The organism is Acinetobacter genomosp. 33YU, from assembly GCF_001990725.1.
Taxonomy (GTDB): Bacteria; Pseudomonadota; Gammaproteobacteria; order Pseudomonadales; family Moraxellaceae; genus Acinetobacter; species Acinetobacter seifertii.
The window spans coordinates 178,902-199,290 of sequence record NZ_LFZQ01000009.1 but is presented as its reverse complement, the minus strand read 5'-3'; the positions used below and the strand labels follow the sequence as shown (position 1 = coordinate 199,290).

17 protein-coding genes and 4 tRNA genes are annotated in these 20,389 nt (G+C 40.0%); 11 read left to right on the top strand and 10 right to left on the bottom strand.

Annotated features, from left to right (window positions below):
- Positions 1 to 64: 64 nt before the first annotated feature.
- The gene (locus tag AC056_RS11280; RefSeq protein ID WP_004705149.1) at positions 65 to 1,021 is read left to right on the top strand and encodes a cation diffusion facilitator family transporter; all 957 of its coding nucleotides are present in this window, start codon (positions 65 to 67) and stop codon (positions 1,019 to 1,021) included.
- A gap of 18 nt (positions 1,022 to 1,039) precedes the next feature.
- Here the strand turns inward: AC056_RS11280 and AC056_RS11275 are convergent, their stop codons facing one another.
- Positions 1,040 to 1,378 carry a membrane protein gene (locus AC056_RS11275; RefSeq protein ID WP_002051673.1) on the bottom strand — a complete coding sequence of 113 codons (339 nt, stop codon included), beginning with the start codon at positions 1,376 to 1,378 and terminating at the stop codon, positions 1,040 to 1,042.
- A gap of 273 nt (positions 1,379 to 1,651) precedes the next feature.
- Here AC056_RS11275 and AC056_RS11270 point away from each other — a divergent pair, with 273 nt between their 5' ends.
- Positions 1,652 to 2,599, top strand: a complete 948-nt coding sequence (locus AC056_RS11270) for a hypothetical protein (protein WP_039251079.1) — start codon at positions 1,652 to 1,654, stop codon at positions 2,597 to 2,599.
- Between the two features lie 95 nt (positions 2,600 to 2,694).
- On the opposite strand, the gene AC056_RS11265 is transcribed toward AC056_RS11270, so the two are convergent.
- From AC056_RS11265 to AC056_RS11230, 8 genes are all read right to left on the bottom strand, one after another.
- Positions 2,695 to 2,770: transfer RNA gene (locus tag AC056_RS11265), tRNA-Glu, on the bottom strand.
- Positions 2,771 to 2,858: 88 nt separating this feature from the next.
- Positions 2,859 to 2,934 (bottom strand) — tRNA-Glu (locus tag AC056_RS11260).
- Between the two features lie 134 nt (positions 2,935 to 3,068).
- Positions 3,069 to 3,953 carry a hypothetical protein gene (locus tag AC056_RS11255; RefSeq protein ID WP_077163646.1) on the bottom strand — a complete coding sequence of 295 codons (885 nt, stop codon included), beginning with the start codon at positions 3,951 to 3,953 and terminating at the stop codon, positions 3,069 to 3,071.
- Between the two features lie 115 nt (positions 3,954 to 4,068).
- Positions 4,069 to 5,487, bottom strand: coding sequence for an amino acid permease (locus AC056_RS11250; RefSeq protein ID WP_077163645.1), 1,419 nt, complete (start codon positions 5,485 to 5,487; stop codon positions 4,069 to 4,071).
- A gap of 135 nt (positions 5,488 to 5,622) precedes the next feature.
- Positions 5,623 to 5,698, bottom strand: a tRNA-Glu gene (locus AC056_RS11245).
- Positions 5,699 to 5,723: 25 nt separating this feature from the next.
- Positions 5,724 to 5,799 (bottom strand) — tRNA-Ala (locus AC056_RS11240).
- A gap of 57 nt (positions 5,800 to 5,856) precedes the next feature.
- On the bottom strand, positions 5,857 to 7,365 hold the full coding sequence (gene gltX / locus AC056_RS11235; RefSeq protein ID WP_077163644.1) for a glutamate--tRNA ligase: 1,509 nt from the start codon (positions 7,363 to 7,365) through the stop codon (positions 5,857 to 5,859).
- A 117-nt stretch (positions 7,366 to 7,482) separates the two neighbouring features.
- Positions 7,483 to 7,782: a hypothetical protein gene (locus AC056_RS11230; RefSeq protein ID WP_004705163.1), complete on the bottom strand. Its 300-nt coding sequence runs from the start codon at positions 7,780 to 7,782 to the stop codon at positions 7,483 to 7,485.
- A gap of 400 nt (positions 7,783 to 8,182) precedes the next feature.
- Between AC056_RS11230 and AC056_RS11225 the strand changes: the two genes are divergently transcribed.
- The 9 genes from AC056_RS11225 (at position 8,183) to AC056_RS11185 (ending at position 17,756) form a co-directional block, all read left to right on the top strand.
- A complete protein-coding gene (locus AC056_RS11225) occupies positions 8,183 to 9,184 on the top strand; it encodes a sulfate ABC transporter substrate-binding protein (protein WP_019457884.1) in 1,002 nt (333 codons plus the stop codon).
- A 221-nt stretch (positions 9,185 to 9,405) separates the two neighbouring features.
- On the top strand, positions 9,406 to 10,329 hold the full coding sequence (gene rsmH, locus AC056_RS11220; protein WP_039251089.1) for a 16S rRNA (cytosine(1402)-N(4))-methyltransferase RsmH: 924 nt from the start codon (positions 9,406 to 9,408) through the stop codon (positions 10,327 to 10,329).
- Positions 10,329 to 10,661, top strand: a complete 333-nt coding sequence (locus AC056_RS11215; RefSeq protein WP_004705170.1) for a cell division protein FtsL — start codon at positions 10,329 to 10,331, stop codon at positions 10,659 to 10,661. The genes rsmH and AC056_RS11215 overlap by 1 nt, the downstream gene beginning before the upstream one ends.
- An 11-nt stretch (positions 10,662 to 10,672) precedes the next feature.
- Positions 10,673 to 12,505, top strand: coding sequence for a penicillin-binding protein PBP3 (gene ftsI, locus AC056_RS11210; protein WP_077163643.1), 1,833 nt, complete (start codon positions 10,673 to 10,675; stop codon positions 12,503 to 12,505).
- Positions 12,506 to 12,508: 3 nt separating this feature from the next.
- The gene (locus AC056_RS11205) at positions 12,509 to 14,008 is read left to right on the top strand and encodes a UDP-N-acetylmuramoyl-L-alanyl-D-glutamate--2,6-diaminopimelate ligase (RefSeq protein WP_077163642.1); all 1,500 of its coding nucleotides are present in this window, start codon (positions 12,509 to 12,511) and stop codon (positions 14,006 to 14,008) included.
- 8 nt (positions 14,009 to 14,016) lie between these two features.
- Positions 14,017 to 15,417 carry a UDP-N-acetylmuramoyl-tripeptide--D-alanyl-D-alanine ligase gene (locus AC056_RS11200; protein WP_077163641.1) on the top strand — a complete coding sequence of 467 codons (1,401 nt, stop codon included), beginning with the start codon at positions 14,017 to 14,019 and terminating at the stop codon, positions 15,415 to 15,417.
- Positions 15,418 to 16,536: a phospho-N-acetylmuramoyl-pentapeptide-transferase gene (gene mraY, locus AC056_RS11195; RefSeq protein WP_077163640.1), complete on the top strand. Its 1,119-nt coding sequence runs from the start codon at positions 15,418 to 15,420 to the stop codon at positions 16,534 to 16,536. It begins immediately after the preceding gene.
- A 60-nt stretch (positions 16,537 to 16,596) separates the two neighbouring features.
- Positions 16,597 to 16,929: a hypothetical protein gene (locus AC056_RS11190; protein ID WP_077163639.1), complete on the top strand. Its 333-nt coding sequence runs from the start codon at positions 16,597 to 16,599 to the stop codon at positions 16,927 to 16,929.
- A 2-nt stretch (positions 16,930 to 16,931) separates the two neighbouring features.
- A complete protein-coding gene (locus AC056_RS11185; RefSeq protein WP_139344649.1) occupies positions 16,932 to 17,756 on the top strand; it encodes a putative RNA methyltransferase in 825 nt (274 codons plus the stop codon).
- A 17-nt stretch (positions 17,757 to 17,773) separates the two neighbouring features.
- On the opposite strand, the gene ponA is transcribed toward AC056_RS11185, so the two are convergent.
- On the bottom strand, positions 17,774 to 20,329 hold the full coding sequence (gene ponA / locus AC056_RS11180; protein ID WP_139344648.1) for a penicillin-binding protein PBP1a: 2,556 nt from the start codon (positions 20,327 to 20,329) through the stop codon (positions 17,774 to 17,776).
- Between the last annotated feature and the right edge of the window lie 60 nt (positions 20,330 to 20,389).

Sequence of the window (20,389 nt, the reverse complement as noted above, 5' to 3'; positions counted from 1 at the left end):
GTAAAAAATGTATCTATCGTTACTTTTACCTCTCCATAAAGATAAATAATAAGGAGTCCGCAAAATGGGTGGACAACATGGTCATGATCATAGTCATGCTGTAGTGACTGAAGGTAATGCTAAGAAATTAATGATTGCTTTAGCACTGACTTCAACATTTTTAATTGTTGAGGTCGTAGCTGGTTTAATCACGCAAAGTTTGGCATTACTCTCTGACGCTGCGCATATGTTTACTGATGCTGCTGCTCTGGCAATTGCTTTGGTTGCAATTCAGATCGCGAAGCGCCCAGCCGATAATAAACGTACTTTTGGTTATCAGCGCTTTGAAATTCTGGCTGCATTATTTAATGCGCTCATGCTCTTCGTCGTGGCGATTTATATTTTATATGAAGCTTATATCCGCTTCTCTAAGCCGCCTGAAATTCAAAGTGTGGGTATGCTCATTGTGGCGACCATTGGTTTGGTGATTAACCTCATCTCAATGAAAATCCTCATGTCGAGTGCTAATAACAGCTTAAATGTTAAAGGTGCTTATTTAGAGGTGTTGAGTGATGCGCTAGGCTCGGTTGGCGTTATTATTGGTGCAGTTGTGATCTACTTTACCAACTGGTACTGGGTCGATACGATTATTGCGGTATTGATTGGTTTTTGGGTATTACCAAGAACATGGGTTTTACTTAAACAAAGTATCAATATTTTGCTCGAAGGTGTACCCGAAGAAGTCGATATCGAAAAGTTACGTGCTGATTTACTGTCTTTAAATGGTGTTGAAAGTATTCACCAACTCAAGGTATGGGCAATTACGTCTAAAAACATCCATTTAACCGTGCATTTATTTGCACCTGACGCTGATCGAACCAAGCTTTATCAAGATGCTGTTGAAATGCTTTCCCATGAGCATGGTATCGGCGAAGTGACATTGCAAATTGAAGATGATGCCGAGATCAATTGCCAGCATATTGCTCAACATGCTTCACATGAACATGATGAGACTGACAAAGAACATTCACATCAGCACTAAGCTGATGTGAATAATTTTTTAAATTTCCCATTCGTGATTGCAGTCACGACATTTCCAGTGTTTTTGTGACTGCATAAATGCTTGCATAGACAATTTAAAGTCCGGCAAATCACGCCAGAACATAAAACCTGCCCCTAAAGTCACAACAAAAACAACGACCGTTGCAATTTGTAGAGAAGTGCCTGCACCATTGCCAAAAATCCACATAAAAATACTAATCACCACCAAGAGTAATAATACAAAAATGGCAGGAACTAAAATCACTAAGCTCTTAGGCACAACAGGCTTGGCACTGTTAACACCTTGGCTTACAGGCATAATTTTAACACTTTGACATTGAGGGCAACGATATTGCATGACAGCTCCACATTAAATTTGAATCTATTCTAACGGAAATGCAAAGAAAGGAAAAAAATTGTAGGGTTTTTAAAAAGTGGTGTGAAAATGAGATATAAAATACTTTTTTGAAACAAGGATATATAAAAAAATGATGATTTACGCGTACACATAAAAGTTAAAATAATACTGTAGAGCATGCTAATCTAGATAAAAACCAAGTGTATTCAACACTGGAAATGAGCTGAAAAGCTTATTAGTAGGATGCGAAAGAAATATAAAAAGGAGAAGGACTTGGGTCAAGAAGATGACAATAAGTCGGAGCCTATAACGACATCAGCAGTTTCAGGGGCCCCTGACCCTATAAAACTGTCATTCTCACGCCGATTGCTGCATAAGACCTTGCAACATGCTCATGATGCAGTTGGCTTTGCTAGTGATACGACACGTAATCTTGCAGAGGTTGCAGATGCAGCTTTAGATGCTTTAGACCATGTAACAACTCATACAAAGCGAGGGGTTGTTGGCATGACCAATCTGGCAGCTGGAACTGTTAGAGACATGGTGTCTGAAACGAGCGAAACTGCGCGGCAAGTTGCCTTAATCATGGCACGTACCTTTTTAGGTAAAAGCACGCTGAATTTATATTTGCCTGAAATGCTGTTAAACAGTCAAATTCGTAAACGAATAGATCGTTCAGAAATTGATGATATTAAAGTTCAATGTGGGAACGATCGATTTCAGGTTGAAATAGATGGACACTATCACCGTTTTATATATCGGCTTAGTTTAGATTTCCGTGTGTTGGAGTGCCGAATTGGGCAAGAAAAATTTTTACGCTTACGCCAAATGGATGAAAGTTTAGATGTGCAAATTCGTCATGGGGGAACTTTGTCGAATTGGGCTGTGCGTCGAATTGGACGAGTTGGTTTTGAAGTGATTAACATGTTGCCTATACCATCGCTGATTAATCATTTGATTCGTGATATTCCAGGTATTCAGCGTGATGGTCATCGGATGTGGTTTATTGACCTTGAACAGGCAGGATTTATTGACTTCATTAATAACCGTTCATGGATGGTCGAGAAGCTTTTAAACTTAACCGACTTTAGTATTTTACCGGGGCTTAATATTTTGAGAGAAAGCCGTGAGCTTGTACAGCAATTGGTAGATCAGTTTGAAATAAAAGGTTTGCGAGTTCAATCAGGTCGTCTTGAAGTTCAAGTTGGAATTGCGAATTAAATTAAAATGATGGAAAGCTGGTTGATGATCAGCTTTTTCTACTTTTTTAAGATAAGAAAAAAGCCACTGTCATTATGCAGTGGCTTTTTAGAATTTGGCGTCCCTACGGGGATTCGAACCCCGGTTACCGCCGTGAAAGGGCGATGTCCTAGGCCTCTAGACGATAGGGACTTATATGAGGCTAGTTACCTGTGTGCAGTAAACTGCTTACCTAAATTCTCGACAAAGATAATTAATCTTTGCTTTTCCTCGAATTTAGTGGCGTCCCTACGGGGATTCGAACCCCGGTTACCGCCGTGAAAGGGCGATGTCCTAGGCCTCTAGACGATAGGGACGTTTCAGAGGTGGGCGTATATTAGGTCGATTTAATAAAAGTGTCAAATAGTTTTCTGAAGAAATATTAAAAAAAACGGTCAAGCGATTAAAAATAACTCAAATTGTAGAAAATATAGGCATTTATGGCTAATTTTTATTGAAAAGGTTCAATAATGGCTTTGATGACTGCATGGTGTTGTAAGTACCCTACAATTTCATGGGGCTGGTTGGCAAAAGTAAAAATTTCTTGATTGATAATTGGTGGGGTGAAATCAAAAGGCGCTTCACTTAATGGGAATGCTGTTAAAAAGTCATCTTTTGAGTAGAAATTATACCAATCACCATTGAGACATTTTGGTCGTTCAATCGGAATAGGGAGTTTACTTTGTATTACCCGAAAAGAAAGTGGTGAAGCTAAGGTCACAAAGCGTTGTACTGAAAAATGATAAGCCGGATCTGATAATAAGTGAAATGCAATCACAGAACCTAAAGAGTGCGCGACTACAATGCAGTCTTCATCGTCGTGCATTTGTTTTAAAATTCTTTGGTGAACTTCATGCATAAAATCAGGATTTGATAAATACATATACGTTTCAATTAAGAATTGCTGAATTAAGCTCTCGTGTAGTTTTGGAAAACTATTTAGAAGGATTACCATTTCCTTAAGAAGACGGTCTTTTACTAGCTGAGAGGTTAGATATAAGCGCTCTGATAGGTTTTCTGCTGGTTGATCTGGGGAAAGAGGAAGCTGAGGAACAAAAGGAGTATGTTCCTTAGGTGTAGACTGTTGCTGGTGTAAATGAATAGGTAAATGAAAGTTAAACGATTTTGGAAGTAAGGTGTTTAAGTCTAATTGATTGGATAATTGATATTTCGTCATTAAATCGCCATAAAATGGCATATGTATATGTAGATCTCTTAAATTAACTCTGCAATGTAATTGTTTTAAGCCCAGTTTAAATACTTTTAGCCAATGCTCCTTTAAGCTATGTGCTGTGTAATTCTGCTGATTCATCCCGTGGATAAATATAATTTTCATTGTAGGCAAAGAATTGTTTTTAATATGAATTTTAATCTACAACGGTAGGTACTATAAAGCCAGTGTCTAGGCAAAAAAAAGTGTAGCTTTTTGCTACACTTTTAATTACAAGCACTTAAGCTTTGTCACGATAAAAAATAAAGTAACTCACATAACATAAAGCAGTAAAAATTAAGCAACCTACAAAACCAGCTCGCATTTGAGGGTCTGCTGCCATACTTAAACAGGTAATAAAGCAGAATAGAAAACCTAAAATTGGGACAATAGGAAATAATGGTGCAGCGTATTTTAAATCTTTAACTGTATGCCCAGCTCGGTACCACTGTCTACGGAAATTGAACTGACTTAAACAGATACTCATCCAGACAATCACCATGGTGAAAGCTGCAACACCGAGTAAGTTTTTAAAGATGGTTTCAGGTGCAAATTGTTCTGACAATAAACCAGGAATTGCACCAAACATAGTTACTACTAAAGCAACAATAGGTGTTCCGCTTTTTGAAAGAGTTGAAAATACACTTGGAAGAAGCTTTTGTTCTGATAAAGACCACATCATGCGTGATGCTGCATACAAACCTGAATTGGCAGCTGAGAGTAGTGCAGTAATAATTACAAAACGGATGATGTCGTCAGCATATGGAATGCCAATATAATTAAATACAGTAACAAAAGGGCTGCTACTTACACTTTCACTGCTTAAGCCTGCAAGCTGGAAAGGGAGTAATGCACTGATCACAATAATCGTGCCGACAAAGAAAATAAGAAGACGCCAGATTGCAGCATTAATCGCTTTAGGAACATTCTGAGCCGGATCTTTAGTTTCACCAGCAGCCACACCAATCAGTTCTGTTCCAGAGAACGCAAAATTCACAATCAGCATGGTCGTAAAAATGGGGAGAAAACCGTGTGGGAACCAGCCTTGGGCAGTTAAATTACTAAACAGAGGAGCAGTTTGAGTGCCATGAAAAGGAATTAAACCAAAAATGGCTAATAACCCAAGCACAATAAAGGCAATAACAGTAACGACCTTAACCAGTGCTAGCCAGAACTCAGACTCAGCAAATACTCGAGTTGAACTAATATTGAGTCCAAAAATCGTCACTGCAAATATGAGAGTCCAAATCCACATTGAGACTTGTGGAAACCATTCCTGCATCAGTAGAGCAGCAGCAGTAAACTCGGTTCCTAGCGTTGCTGTCCATGTTAGCCAATACATCCATGAAATCATATAACCTGTACTTGGACTAATGTACTTTTGAGCATATGCACCAAAAGAGCCAGATACAGGCATGTGGACAGCCAGCTCGCCTAAACAGAGCATAACCATGTAAGCAATCGCGCCCCCAAGAATGTAGGCAATAATTGCGCCAATAGGTCCAGTTTGTGAAATGACTTCCCCTGAACCTAAAAATAAACCAGTACCGATTGCACCGCCTAGCGATAACATCACAAGGTGGCGAGTACTCATGGCTCTTTTTAAAGGTGCAGTACTGTTCTGATGCTGAGCATCTAGTTGATTGTCAGATGGCTGCATATTACATACACATTGAGAGAATTTGAGAAAGACGCTATTTTAGATAAAATAGACAAATGTGCAATCAAGAAGGTGTCAAAGAATAGACAGGAAGGTGACGAAAGAGTCTTTAAAATGAATTTTTCTAATAGAAAATGGCGTCCCTACGGGGATTCGAACCCCGGTTACCGCCGTGAAAGGGCGATGTCCTAGGCCTCTAGACGATAGGGACTTGATGAGGCAAACACAAAGGATCTTGGTGGAGCCAAGCGGGATCGAACCGCTGACCTCTACAATGCCATTGTAGCGCTCTACCAACTGAGCTATGGCCCCAGTTTGTGTGAGCGCAATATTAGGGTGAATGCGCTCACACGTCAACAAAAAAATGAATTAAGCTTCGCTAGTTGCTTCATTTTTCGGCAGTTTTAAGCTTTCATTGAGTTTTTCCCAGATTTTTACCTCTTTTTTGCTCGGTGCACCTACAATTTCTAATGCATGTCGTAAACGAGCAAAGGTTAAATCAGGGCCAATCGTAACCATTGATTGCATCACTGGTGTTGAACTGGTTGAACCAGCAATTGCAATAAAGAACGCTGGCATAAAGTCACGTAATTTAATACCCATCTGATTTGCCAAGTCCATTAAGGTTTGGCTAACCGTGTCATTATTCCAAGTAAATTGACCTTCAAGACGCCAAATTGCAAATTGTAAGCTTTGACGAACTTGTTCTTGAGTCAATTTTTTACTTTCAAACATTTCGGCTGTAATTTGTGGCATATGGTTAAAGTAAAAACCAGCCCAATTCACAGCTTCAGAAAGTAAATTAATACGTGGTTGAATAGCCGCAGCAATGTCTTCTAAAGTGCTGCGATCACTTTTCCAAGTAAGAAGTCGATCTAATAGTTGGCCTGGTGTTAAGCCTTTAATCCATTGACCATTTAACCAATTGAGTTTTTCGACATCAAAAATTGGACCACCTAAAGATACACGTTGAATATCAAAGTGATCCATCATGTCTTGCAGGGTAAATACTTCACGCTCATCTGGCATTGACCAGCCCATACGGCCTAAATAGTTGAGTAAGGCTTCTGGTAGAACGCCGATATCGCGGTAGTAGTTAATTGATGTTGGGTTTTTACGTTTAGATAACTTCGATTTATCTGGGTTACGTAACAATGGCATATGGCAAAGTGTTGGCATTTCCCAGCCAAAGTATTGGTAAAGCAACTGATGCTTTGGTGCAGATGGAAGCCATTCTTCACCACGTAGTACATGAGTGATTTCCATTAAATGGTCATCAACTACATTGGCTAAATGGTAAGTTGGCAAACCATCTGTTTTAAGAAGAACTTGCATGTCGACTTGTGCCCAAGGAATTTCTACTTCCCCACGCAATAAGTCATTAAATTTACATACACCTTCTTCTGGCACTTTCATACGAATGACATGAGGTTCACCTGTTTCAAGGCGGCGAGTAACTTCTTCTTGAGAAAGCTTTAAACCACGACCATCATATTTTGGTGTTTCACCACGAGCTTGTTGCTCGGCACGCATTTGATCTAGTTCTTCGGCTGTCGCGAAACAGTAAAAAGCATGACCTTTTTCAACAAGTTCTAACGCGTATTGCTTATAAATTCCCATGCGCTCTGATTGGCGATAAGGTGCGTGAGGGCCGCCTACATCTGGACCTTCAGACCAGTTTAAACCTAACCAGCGTAATGAATCTAAAATCATTTTTTCAGATTCTGGCGTAGAGCGAAGTTGGTCTGTATCTTCAATTCTTAAAATAAATTCCCCACCGTGTTGTTTTGCAAAACACATATTAAATAAAGCAATGTAGGCAGTACCAACATGTGGGAAACCAGTAGGAGAAGGTGCAATACGAGTACGAACTTTCATAGATTATGGGTCAAAATAAAAATTGAAACTATTATAACGAAAAAGCCCAGTATTCTGACGTTTTTATTTAACGACAGACTGGGCTTAATTTGAAACGATGAGGGGCCGTTTCAAATATTAAGAGGTATGCGGCTGGAAGATTGCCTGAACAAAACGTGAAAAACGTTCATGCTGTGCAGCAAGAAAATTTTGAGTAGGTGTTACACGAATAGTGTTAAGTACTTTTAGCTCATCATCTGTAGATGGTAAGGCTATGGTATTACGTTTTTGTTGGTCTAACGCTTTTTCAATAAGCGAAGACTGACGGTCAGAAACGCTTTTGCTCGGTGTATCTTTGAGTGCTGCGGCAGTAGATAATTGCGATGCAAAACTGAGCACCAAACCCAAACTCAAAGCTTTTCCATAATTAATTTTCATTTTTGCTCATCCCCTCAGTATGTACATTTCGTCTATTTTTTGAGTTTAACCAAATGTAAATTACGGTAACGCTACGATTCAAACATAAATTTTAATAAAAAAGTAGAACTATGTCACACTTTTTACAAAAAATACCTTTATTTCACCTTGGTATCTTTCAAATGTAGCCTATCTGTATCCATTACGTCTCATTATTTAACAAATTAATGTGTAGATAAAGTGAAGACTATAAATAAACTATAAGAATAATTACAAAACTTTTCGAAATTATGAATAAAAAGTAATCGTTGATTATATCTTTTAAAGTAATTAGCAAACCTTAAAATATTATAAGTGTTTGATTGAAAAATAAAAAAATAAAAATATATTAGAGTTTAAAATAAATTGGATTTTTTAATAAATGAAAAAAATAGCAATAATTGCAGTTGCAACATATATGGGGTTGGCAGTAACTGCGGTGCAGGCTGCGACTACATTTTTAAATGTTTCTTATGATCCAACCCGCGAATTTTATCAAGAATATAATCAGGCATTCGGAAAATTTTGGAAACAGCGCACCGGTCAGGATGTCGACTTTAAACAATCCCATGGTGGTTCAGGAAAACAGGCGCGTGCTGTAGCAACTGGTCTTCAGGCTGACGTGGTGACTTTGGCTTTAGCAAACGATATTGATGAAATTGTTAAAGCAGGATATATCCAGCCAAACTGGCAAAAAGAATTTCCTAATAACTCGGCACCTTATACATCTACAGTCGTGTTTTTAGTTAGAAAAGGTAATCCAAAGAATATTCGTGACTGGAATGATTTAACTAAGCCGGGTGTTGAAATTATTACGCCTAATCCGAAAACGGGGGGAGCACCGCGCTGGATTTATCTTTCTGCATGGGGATATGCTTTAAAACAGCCAGGTGGAAATGATGCAAAAGCAAAAGAGCTGGTTAAAAAACTTTATCACAATGTCAAAGTGCTAGATTCTGGGGCACGTGGTTCGCTTACTACATTTGCTGAGCGCGGAATTGGAGACGTTCTACTTTCTTGGGAGAATGAAGCATTATTGGCAACTAAAGGCCTTGATAAAGATAAATATGAAATTGTTTACCCATCCATTTCAATTTTGGCAGAGCCATCTGTTGCGATTGTAGATAAAACAGTCGACAAGGACGGTAACCGTACCTTGGCAAAAGGCTATCTCAACTTCTTATATTCACCTTTAGGGCAAGAGTTGGCCGCTAAACATTATTTCCGTCCACGTAATCCTCAGGTCGCTGCTAAATATGCAGCACAATTTCCAAAAATTAAATTATTTACAATTAATGATGTTTTTGGTGGATGGGCAAAAGCTCAGCAAACTCATTTTGCCAATGGAGCCATCTTTGATCAGATTTATGATGGTAAACAGTAAATAAAATATGTGCAGTTCTCTAGTTTAAAAATTACTTAAACTTTTAATATTGAAGCAAGTGAACCTGAAAAGGTGAGCTTGCTTTTTATTTTGTCTAAAAAATGCAAAGAAAACGGTTTTCTCTATGAAAAATTAATATTTTCCTACAAAAAGCCGTTTGGTGTTAGTCGCAAACAAGGTGATAATGTGCAGTTACATTTTTACGCTATGATTTAACTCCTATGTCGCATATTTCTGTCTTACTTTTTGAGACCGTTGAAAGCTTATTGGCAGATCGCACAACTGGGGTGTATATCGATGCAACCTTTGGACGAGGCGGGCATACGCGCTTGTTATTGTCGAAACTCGATGAAAATGCCCGAGTATATGCTTTTGATAAAGACCCTCAAGCTTTGGAAGTTGCAGCTGCCTTGGCACAAGAAGACCCAAGATTTACCATTATTCATGCAAGTTTTGCTGATATAAAAGAAAAAATGCAGGAAATTGGGGTGCAAAGCGTTGATGGGATTATGGCTGACCTAGGTGTGTCTTCTCCTCAATTAGACCAAGCAGAACGTGGTTTTAGTTTCATGCAAGACGGCCCTTTAGACATGCGCATGGATAATTCTAAAGGCTTGACGGCTGCTGAATGGTTACTTGAAATTGAAGAAGAACAATTGGCTAATATCATTTATCAATACGGTGAAGAACGATATAGTCGACGTATTGCGAAAGCAATTAAACAAGCCGGAAAATTAGATACTACGGCGCAATTGGCTGAACTTGTAAAAACAGCTCATCCAAAATGGGAAAAGCATAAGCATCCAGCTACGCGTACTTTTCAGGCAATCCGTATTGCTATTAACAAAGAACTGGATGATATTGAAGTGTTTTTGCCGCAAGCTGTAGACTTGCTTAAACCAAAAGGACGTTTGTCGGTGATCAGCTTCCATTCGCTTGAAGACCGCTTGATCAAACAGTTTATTCAAAAAGAATCAACTTTAGCCGAGGATTCTGGTTGGGGTATGCCAGAGCAGCAGATTGATACGAGAAGATTAAAGAAAATTTCGCGGGTTCGTGCGAGTGAACAAGAAGTAAAAGCGAACCCACGTTCACGTAGTGCATGGCTTCGGGTTGCTGAACGCTTGGAACAAAAAGGCGAGTAATGAAAAGCAGTGATGAAATCGAAACCACAGGAAAAAAAGTGGTCAAAAAATTCGTAGTGTATGCAGTCATGGTGGCAGTGGTTTTTATCAGTGCCATGATGGTGGTATTACAGGTGTTTGAGTATCGTCATGATTATAGAGAGCTAAGCTCTTATATGCGTGAACGTGATGATCTCAATGCTGAATGGGGACGTTTATTGATTGAGCAGCAAACGTTTGGTGCTACTGCTCAAATTGGTACACGTGCTGTCACACAATTACGAATGTTTTCGCCACCTGCTGCAGAAACGGTGGTAATTTCTTTACCGATGACTCCAGAGCACAATAAGTAAGGCCTTGCTGTATGGTAGATAAGCGAACAAAGCAAACACGAAAAAAACAGCAGTCTATTTCGGAAAAACCAAGTCTTGCCTTTGATATGTGGCGGTTTTATCTGCTCTGGGCAGTGGTACTACTGTGTTTTGTGGTATTAATTGCGCGTGCATTTTATGTTCAAATCATTAATAAGGACTTTTTACAAAATAAGGCCAATGCCAATATTTTGCGTACTGAACGTATAGAAGCTATGCGTGGGGTGATTAGCGATCGCCACGGCGTGCCTTTAGCGATTAGTAGTCCAATCATGAAAATTGTGATGGATCCGCGTGATTATTTTGAAACCAAACATTTATACGATCAAATTACGGCTGAACTAAAACAAGATCCAAAAAATCGTAAATTAAAACGTCAGCTACCTGATAAAAATTTAAACCTAGATGAGCTTGCTGATGTAGTTGGTGTTGACCGTGCTGATCTTAAGAACCAGATGAATGCGCGTCCGCGTTCTCGCTATCTGGTTTTGAAAAAAGAAGTTCCACCGCAACAAGCTGACCTTATTATGAAAGGCAACTTCCAAGGGGTCTATGCGGAGAAAACTTACAAACGCTATTATCCGCAACCACAGCCGAATGCCCAAATTATTGGCTTGACCAATAGTGATGGAAAAGGTGTTGAGGGCTTGGAAATGCAGTTGAATAAACAGCTTTCCGGCGTCGATGGCGAACAAAAAATTATTCGTGATAAGCGCGGGAATCGCTTAAAAGTTTCTGAAGTAATCCGTGAGGGCGAGCCGGGTGAGAACATCACTTTAAGTATCGACTCTCGCTTACAGTACATTATGTACCGTGAATTGACGGCCGCAGGCGTTGCGAATAATGCACGTTCAGCAACGGCTATTGCAGTTGACGTTAAAACTGGTGAGATTTTAGCAATGACCAGTTGGCCATCTTATAACCCAAATGATAAGAATGGTTTATCGAATAAAGATGCTATGCGTAACCGTGGTGCGATCGATATGTTCGAGCCGGGTTCAACCATGAAACCATTCACGATTTCATCTGCTTTGGAAACTGGGCAATATACGCCGAATACCATTGTAAATACCTCACCCGGCTCAATGCGTCTGGGTTGGCATACGATTCGTGATACCCATAACTACGGGGCTTTGACTGTAACTGGTGTGATTATTAAGTCATCAAACGTAGGTTCTGCAAAAATTGCATTATCACTTCCGAAAGAGACATTGCCGACCTTCTTTAAGCGTGTTGGATTTGGTAAACGTTCTGCAGTGAAGTTCCCGGGTGAAAGTGCTGGTTTAGTACTTCCTGTAAGTAAATTAAACTCTTCTCAAATTGGTACCATGGCTTATGGTTATGGTCTAAACGCAACTATTCTTCAGTTAGCACAAGGCTATGCGATGCTTGCGAATCATGGCGTCGAAATGCCATTAAGCTTGCATAAATTGGATCAGGCGCCTAAAGGTGAGCAGGTTTTAAATCCTAAAATTGCTGATCAAGTCTTGTTAATGCTTGAGCAAGTGACTATGCCGGGTGGTACGGCGACACAGGCCAATATCCCAGGGTATAGAGTAGGTGGTAAAACAGGTACCGCTCATAAATTACGTGCGGATGGTAAAGGCTACTCAAATAGTGAATATCGTGCTTTATTTGCAGGCGTTGCACCAATTAGTGACCCGCGTTTAGCAGTTATCGTGGTTGTGGAGAATCCACAAGGTCGTTACTACGGTGGTTTGGTTGCTGCACCAGTTTTTGCTCGTATTATGCAAGAGTCACTGCGTTTAATGAACGTACCGCTTGATAAGCCACTTAATACTCCACAGAATCCTACTCGCAGGTAAGCTATGACTATTTCTTTTCAAGAAATTAATCCAATCGAGATTGATGCACAGTGGCCTCAACAGCCATTTCATGGTTTTAATTTAGATAGTCGAAAAGTCGGAGCGGGTCAAATTTTTATTGCGTTGACCAGTTATAGCCAACCTGAAAAAACACGTACATTTGCTGAAGCAGCTTTAGCAAATGGAGCGCTAGCTGTAATTAGTGAAACCGAATTAGGTGTTGCAAATGAGTGGGTATGCCCTGATGTGCGCCAGCGCATGGGTGAGTGGCAAAAACGTTATTTACAACAGACTGATACAGTTAAACCATTAAGGATTATTGCTGTAACAGGGACAAATGGTAAAACGACTATTTCTCGCTTAATTGCTGAGTTAATTAGTTCACAACAGCAGCGCTGTGCAGTGATGGGGACGACTGGTAATGGTATTTTGCCAGACTTGACTCCTTCTACGCATACCACCCTTGATGCTCTACAATTACAAAATGAATTACATGCTTATGCTAAGCAGGGTGCAACTTTTGCTTCATTAGAAGCGAGTTCGCATGGTCTTGAGCAGGGGCGACTAAATGGCTGTGATATTGAAATTGCTGTTTATAGCAACTTAAGTCGTGACCATCTTGATTATCATGGCACTTTAGAAGCTTATGCAGAAGCAAAGGCTCGTTTGTTCCAATTTAATTCATTAAAAATTGCTGTGATTAATTTAGATGATGCACATGCAGATTTAATGATTAAGTCTGCTCAGAATAATCCAGCGCAACCTAAAATTTTGACTTATTCATTAAATCAAAATACAGCCGATTATTACATCACCGATTTAAGCTATAGCTTGGCTGGTGCAACCTTTAATTTGATGTGTCAGCAAGGTTCATTTGCGGTAGAAAGTCCGCTATTAGGCCATTTTAATGTTGAAAACTTGATTGCGTCGCTCATAGCTGCTGAGCAAGCTGGTTTTGATTTACAAGCATTAGTTCATTTTGTTCCTAAACTAGTTGGTGCCCCAGGCCGAATGCAAGTCATTCGTGATGATGAGCGATTGTTTGTAGTCGATTATGCACATACACCAGATGCATTAATTCAAGTGCTTAAGACCTTAAAGCGACATGTCTCTAATCAGCTTTGGGCGGTATTTGGATGTGGTGGAGACCGTGACCGTGGTAAGCGTCCACTCATGACTCAAGCCGCTTTAGATGGTGCAAATCCAGTTATTTTGACTTCAGATAACCCAAGAACAGAAGACCCTGAACAGATTTTTGCTGACATGAAGCAAGGAATCGATTTTTCAGGGCACCGTATGCATGAAATTCATGACCGCCGTGAAGCAATTAAATTTGTTGCAGAACAAGCTCAAGCTGGTGACATTGTGGTGATTGCCGGTAAAGGACATGAAAATTATCAAGAAATTAATGGTGTGCGTCACTGGTTTGATGATGTGGTTGAAGTGCGTTCTGCGATTGATGCACAACATCATACGGTAGATGCTGCTTACCCTGCACAATAGGAAAAATTATGCATACTTCAACCACCAGTACCGTGCCTTTGGAACCGTGGACAGCTCAACAATTACAACAGGCAACGCAGGGTTACTGGCATAAAGACCAGATCCCTCAAACTGAAATTAAACGTATTTTGACTGACTCTCGTCATGCGGAAAGTGGGGATGCCTTTTTAGCATTAAAAGGTGAACGTTTTGATGCACATGATTTCGTTGCACAAGTTGCAGCAAATGGTTGTCAAATTGCGATTGTTGAACGTCCATTAGATATTGATATTGCTCAGCTTGTGGTTGCTGATACTCGTTTAGCTTTGGGGCAACTTGGTACTTATCGCCGTCAACAAAATGCTCAATTGAAAGTGATTGCTTTAACGGGAAGTAGTGGCAAAACTACCACGAAAGAAATGCTAGGAAGCATACTGTCACGTTTAGCACCTACACTCATTACGCGAGGCAACTTAAATAATGACCTTGGCGTGCCGATGATGCTGCTTGAGCTTCGTAAGGAACATCAATACGCGGTGATGGAACTTGGTGCAAATCATCAAGGTGAAATTGATTACACATCAAAACTCGTTCAGCCACATGTCGCGGGCATTTTAAATATTGGAACTGCTCATTTAGGTGAGTTCGGTGGACGTGATGGCATTTGCCGTGCTAAATCGGAAATTTATCGTCATATTTTGCCTCAGGGCGTTGCTATTGTTCCGCAACAAGACGATTTTACTGCCGAGATTCGTGAAGCAGCCAAAGATCATCAAATTTCTACCTTTGGTATAGGTGGTGATGTATTTGCTACAGAAGTTGAGCTGCTACCACAGTCTGCCAATTTTCAGCTACATACGCCTCAAGGCACTAGCCTCGTAAGATTGCCTTTTGCTGGCGAGCATAATGTACAAAATGCAACGGCAGCCGTAGCGTTTGCTCTAGCGCTAGGAATTAGCCTAGAAGATATTGTAAAAGGTTTAGAGCAAGCGCAAGGTGCGAAAGGTCGTTTGAACTTTATTCAAAAAGCGCCTTACTTGTTTATTGATGATACTTATAACGCCAATCCAACCTCTATGCGTGCTGCGGCACAAGTATTACTTCAGCAAAATGGCATTAAAGTCATGGTGATGGGTGATATTGGAGAGCTTGGCGATAGTAGTTGGCAAGAGCATCACGATTTAGGTCGAGATCTTGCAGAACTTCCTTTAGACCATATTGTTGCAGTTGGGCAGTTTGCCTCGGCAGCTCTTGAAGGTGCAGGCCTTCATTCTAATAAATTGAAAGCATTTCAGACTCAAGCTGAGGCGCTTCCATTTTTAATCAATCTAATCCAAACACATCAACCCCAGTCCATGAGTTTCCTGTTTAAAGGTTCTCGCTTTACTCATATGGAAACGTTGATGGCTGATTTGATGGAGAAACTTTAAATGCTGTTATGGTTGTTTGAACAACTTGCGGGCTATCACAGTTCGTTTCAAGTCGTTCGTTATTTAACATTACGTTCTTTACTCAGTGTATTAACGTCACTGACCATTGGTTTGGTTCTCGGACCGATCATGATTCGTAAATTACAAGCGTTAAAATACGGTCAGGCAGTAAGTTCGTTTGCTCCTGAAAATCATGCCAAAAAAATGGGTACACCAACGATGGGTGGGATTCTAATCCTGCTTTCAATTGGTATTAGTACTCTATTGTGGGCTGATTTATCTAATCCGTATGTTTGGATTGTGCTTGGTGTGATGGTTGTGTTTGGTGCGGTTGGCTGGGCAGACGACTGGATTAAAATCCGCTACAAAGACAATGCTGGCTTACCTGCTCGTAAGAAATTCTTCTGGACTTCTATTGCGTCACTCGGTGCTGGTATTACGTTATATTTAATTGCAACTGAACAATCTAATGCAGAACATACTGCAAATATGTTGGATTTATTGATTCCTTTCTTTAAGAATCTTTCTATCCCACTTTCTATTGTTCCTTTAGGTTTAGCATTTATTGTATTCACTTATTTAGTCATTAATGGTGCGTCTAATGCGGTTAACTTAACTGATGGTTTGGATGGTTTGGCCATTATGCCAGTGGTTATGGTTGCTTCAGGTTTAGGTGTATTCGCTTACTTATCTGGTGATATCCGTTTTGCTAATTATTTGCATATTCCATATGTGAAATATACTTCAGAGCTGGTTGTGATCTGTTCTGCTATGATTGGTGCAGGCTTGGCGTTTCTTTGGTATAACGCACACCCAGCGCAAGTCTTTATGGGTGATGTGGGTGCTTTAGCTCTAGGTGCGATGCTTGGAACAATTGCTGTGATGGTGCGCCAAGAAATCGTATTTGCGATTATGGGCGGTGTTTTTGTGATGGAAGCTGTTTCGGTATTCCTGCAAATTGGATCGCTACGGATGCGGAATAAGCGTGTCTTCTTGATGGCGCCTTTACATCATCACTATGAAAAACAAGGCTGGAAAGAAACTCAAGTGGTTATTCGGTTCTGGATTATTACGATTATACTAGTCGTATTAGGCTTAATGACCTTAAAATTGCGCTAGAAATTATTTTGGTGTCAATATAAAGCCAGTTTCTACTGGCTTTTTTTATTGGAGAGGTAAATGACAAAGGTTGTTGGGCTAGACCAATTATCTGTAATTAACCAAAAAGTGGTTAGTGATGGGGAAGTATTACCTCAAGTTGTACTTAAAGATGGTAGTAAAGTACAAACTGGAACAGTAGCGACGATGTTGCATAATATTGATTTGTATAATGCAGGGCAGCGAGGCCAAATTGAAGAGGAATTAAAAATTGCGATTCCGACTTTAATTAAAATTGGTTTATTTGATTTGTTTGATGTAGATGAATGGATTTCTGGAACAAATGCAGGCCGCACATTTGTCGGACTGCACGCAAAGGCTTATTTACAACAAAAAGAACAAGAGAATAATTAAAAGTGACTATGCAAAATTTAATGTGTCCTGTGTGTCGTCAAAGACTAGAGCTGGTAAATAAAACTTGGCGATGTGATCAGGGTCATAGCTATGACATTGCAAAACAAGGTTATGTAAACTTACATGTTGTTCAACATAAGCACAGTAAAAATCCAGGAGATACTCCAGAGTCTGTAGATGCGCGCCGTGCCTTTTTACAGGATGGCTATTATCAACCTTTACAGCAAGCTGTGGTTGCTTTGCTAAAGCAGCTTAAAGCTAAATCAGTACTTGATATTGGTTGTGGTGAGGGTTACTACACAAGTGCAATGCAAGATGCTGTTGAGCAGTGTGTAGGTGTAGATATTGCGAAAAATGCTGTACAACGCGCAGCAAAGTTAAATCACAACGTGACTTGGGTTGTTGGTACGGGAGCGACTTTACCGGTAATCGATCGAAGTATGGATGTGTGTACCAGCCTTTTTAGTCCAATTCCACAAGCAGAAATTTTACGTGTGCTAAAAGATGATGGATATTTAATTGTTGTCACACCTGCAACTGAACATTTATATGCGATGCGTGAGGCAATGTTTGAGCAGGTCAATCCGCACACACCGCAAAAGTTTGTTGAACAACTGCAAGATTTATTTGAGTTGAAAGAACAGCAAGTTATTGATGCTCCTTTATTACTTGACCAGGAGGCTTTAAAAAATCTGATTGCTATGACTCCATATGCATATAAGGCTTCTCCAGAGCGCCGTATGCAATTAGAACAGCAATCACACCTGCAAGTAACAGCATCATTTCAAATATATCTTTTTCAAAAGCGTAATAAAAAAGCCATCTAACGATGGCTTTTTTATTTTTACTCAATTTGGTTAATCAAGTTTTCTAATTCATCTTTGTCACGCTTCGGTGTTGCTCCTTGTGAAGGCTTCATTGCTGGAGGCGCTGCCTTAGATGGAATTACAATTTCTTCGCCTGGTAAGTCATCGAAGTCATTGGTAGTGTTTTTAGGCTGTGGCGGTGCAGGACGATAAAGTGGTCGAGCCAATGGTGGCGCTGCGCGATATGTTTTCTTATCGCCAACTTCACTTGCGACATCTTGTTTTTCACGAGAAATAGGTGCTTGAGCATCTTTCTCTAAACGAACCCAAGACGCTGGAGTACCTTTAAGCGATTGATCCATAAAGTTAATCCAAATTGGTAATGCGGCAATACCACCATATTCGCGACGACCAAGTGTCGTTGGTTGGTCGAAACCAACCCAAGTAATAGCGACTAATTTGCCATTAAAACCTGCAAACCATGCATCTTTTGCATCGTTTGTTGTACCTGTTTTACCACCCAAGTCACTACGGCCAATTTTAAGTGCAGCACGACCAGTACCATGCTCAATCACATCACGTAAGATATTCGCCATATCATAAGCAGAGCTTGATTTTAAAATACGCTGAGCTTGTCGATATTGACTGTTATTTTTATCTGTTTGTTTAAGATTAAGCTGTTTTGCTACTTTTTCTTTCTGCTCCAACTCTTTATTGGTCACTTCAACAACTTGATCATCTGGTGTGGTTGCTTGAGCATCATCTGTTGTTTCAGGTGCATTAATACATGGAATACATGCATATTCTGGTTTAGCTTCGTAAATAACTTTACCGTATGCATCTTCAATACGTTGGATGAAATGTGGTTGAACACGGTAACCACCATTTGCAAAAGTTGCATAACCCGTTGCCATTTGAATTGGTAATACTTGAGGTGTACCTAAGGCAATAGTGTAGTTACGTGGAATTTGATCTTCTTGTAAACCAAAATCCATGAATAACTGACGAGTACGTTCAATTCCTACAGTTTGCAAAAGTCTTACTGATACAGTATTACGAGATAAATACAAAGCGCGTCGTAATGGAATCATGCCTAGGTAACGACCATCAGAGTTCTTTGGTGTCCACTTGCCAATGGTAATCGGACTATCGTTGACCATGGTGTAAGGTGTCATACCACGTTCTAATGCCAAAGCATAAAGAAATGGCTTGATGGTAGAACCTGGTTGACGCCAGCCTTGCAAAGCGCGGTTAAATTTTGATTGATAAAAATTATAGCCGCCAACAATCGCTTCAATTGAGCCATCATTTGGATTAATTGCAATAAGCTGGCCTTGAACTTTTGGTACTTGAACTAACGACCATGCAGTTTTAGCTTCATTTGGACGTAAGCGAATAATATCTTTCACTTTAACAATTTGAGATGCACGTGAAGGTGCTCCACCTACACTATTCGCATTGCGATAGGGACGTGCCCATGACATACCAGACCATTGCACAGTAACTGTTGAGCCATCTTGCATTAATGCTTCAAAAGAGTTGCTACTTACCTTAGTAACTTCGGCAGGGTAGGTGTTGGCATAAGCTCTAAATTGGCTTAATGGTTTGTCATGTGCTTCAGCTCCACGCCAGCCATGACGACGGTCATAAGCTTCTAATCCATCTTGTACAGATTTCTCTGCAATGGCCTGACGTTGGGCATTAATGGTCGTATAAACCTTATAACCTGAGTCAATGGCTTGTTCACCAAAATGTTTTACAAGCTCTGAGCGAACCATTTCACCAGCATATGGATGAATATTATTTAAGTCGCGGTTGGGCATATTCAAATTAATAGGCTCAGCCACAGCTTTTTGATATTCCGCTTGAGAAATATAACCGAGTTGTAACATGCGGCCTAAAATCCAGTTGCGGCGTTCAAGTGCACGCTCAGGATTAACAACAGGGTTATATTTGGATGGCGCTTTTGGTAAACCTGCAATCATTGCCATTTGAGCAATGCTAAGTTCATTAATGCTTTTGTTATAGTAAATTTTGGCTGCTGCTGCGATACCGTACGCATTTTTCCCCAAGAAAATCTTATTTACATAAAGACTTAAGATGTCTTCTTTAGATAAGTTTTGCTCAATTTTTCGAGCCAAAAAGATTTCTGTTAGTTTACGTTTTAACGTTCTCTCGGGACTTAAATAATAGTTTTTTGCGACCTGCATTGTGATCGTCGAACCACCCGTTTGCACATCGGAACCAGTCACACTCTCGCTTAAAGCACGACCTAAACCTTTAAAGCTAATACCGCTATGCTCAAAGAAAGATGAGTCTTCTGCAGCTAAAAATGCATGAATAAAAGCAGGAGGAATTTGTTTGTATTCGACCGGTATCGAAAGTTTACCACCATACTCAGCAATAAGTTGATTGTCGGCTGTATAGACTTGTAATGGTTTTAGAAGTGGTGCTTTCTTTAATGAACTCATTTCCGGGAGGGTTGGGGCAATATAGAGATACATGCCATAAAATCCCATCGGAAGTGAGACTAAGATAATAATAATGATCAAAAAAATTGGACGCACGAAGCCCAAACTGGATAGCTTTTTCATGATAAGTAAGCTTTAATAAGATCGAATACAAACTAATTGTGGTCAGTATAGCCTTTAGAC

Excerpts from the sequence above, each read along its gene's own strand:
- AC056_RS11280 (WP_004705149.1), top strand. The coding sequence starts at position 65 with ATGGGTGGACAACATGGTCATGATCATAGTCATGCTGTAGTGACTGAA.
- AC056_RS11275 (WP_002051673.1), bottom strand. The coding sequence starts at position 1,378 with ATGCAATATCGTTGCCCTCAATGTCAAAGTGTTAAAATTATGCCTGTA.
- AC056_RS11255 (WP_077163646.1), bottom strand. The coding sequence starts at position 3,953 with ATGAAAATTATATTTATCCACGGGATGAATCAGCAGAATTACACAGCA.
- AC056_RS11250 (WP_077163645.1), bottom strand. The coding sequence starts at position 5,487 with ATGCAGCCATCTGACAATCAACTAGATGCTCAGCATCAGAACAGTACT.
- gltX (WP_077163644.1), bottom strand. The coding sequence starts at position 7,365 with ATGAAAGTTCGTACTCGTATTGCACCTTCTCCTACTGGTTTCCCACAT.
- AC056_RS11230 (WP_004705163.1), bottom strand. The coding sequence starts at position 7,782 with ATGAAAATTAATTATGGAAAAGCTTTGAGTTTGGGTTTGGTGCTCAGT.
- AC056_RS11225 (WP_019457884.1), top strand. The coding sequence starts at position 8,183 with ATGAAAAAAATAGCAATAATTGCAGTTGCAACATATATGGGGTTGGCA.
- rsmH (WP_039251089.1), top strand. The coding sequence starts at position 9,406 with ATGTCGCATATTTCTGTCTTACTTTTTGAGACCGTTGAAAGCTTATTG.
- AC056_RS11215 (WP_004705170.1), top strand. The coding sequence starts at position 10,329 with ATGAAAAGCAGTGATGAAATCGAAACCACAGGAAAAAAAGTGGTCAAA.
- ftsI (WP_077163643.1), top strand. The coding sequence starts at position 10,673 with ATGGTAGATAAGCGAACAAAGCAAACACGAAAAAAACAGCAGTCTATT.
- AC056_RS11205 (WP_077163642.1), top strand. The coding sequence starts at position 12,509 with ATGACTATTTCTTTTCAAGAAATTAATCCAATCGAGATTGATGCACAG.
- AC056_RS11200 (WP_077163641.1), top strand. The coding sequence starts at position 14,017 with ATGCATACTTCAACCACCAGTACCGTGCCTTTGGAACCGTGGACAGCT.
- mraY (WP_077163640.1), top strand. The coding sequence starts at position 15,418 with ATGCTGTTATGGTTGTTTGAACAACTTGCGGGCTATCACAGTTCGTTT.
- AC056_RS11190 (WP_077163639.1), top strand. The coding sequence starts at position 16,597 with ATGACAAAGGTTGTTGGGCTAGACCAATTATCTGTAATTAACCAAAAA.
- ponA (WP_139344648.1), bottom strand. The coding sequence starts at position 20,329 with ATGAAAAAGCTATCCAGTTTGGGCTTCGTGCGTCCAATTTTTTTGATC.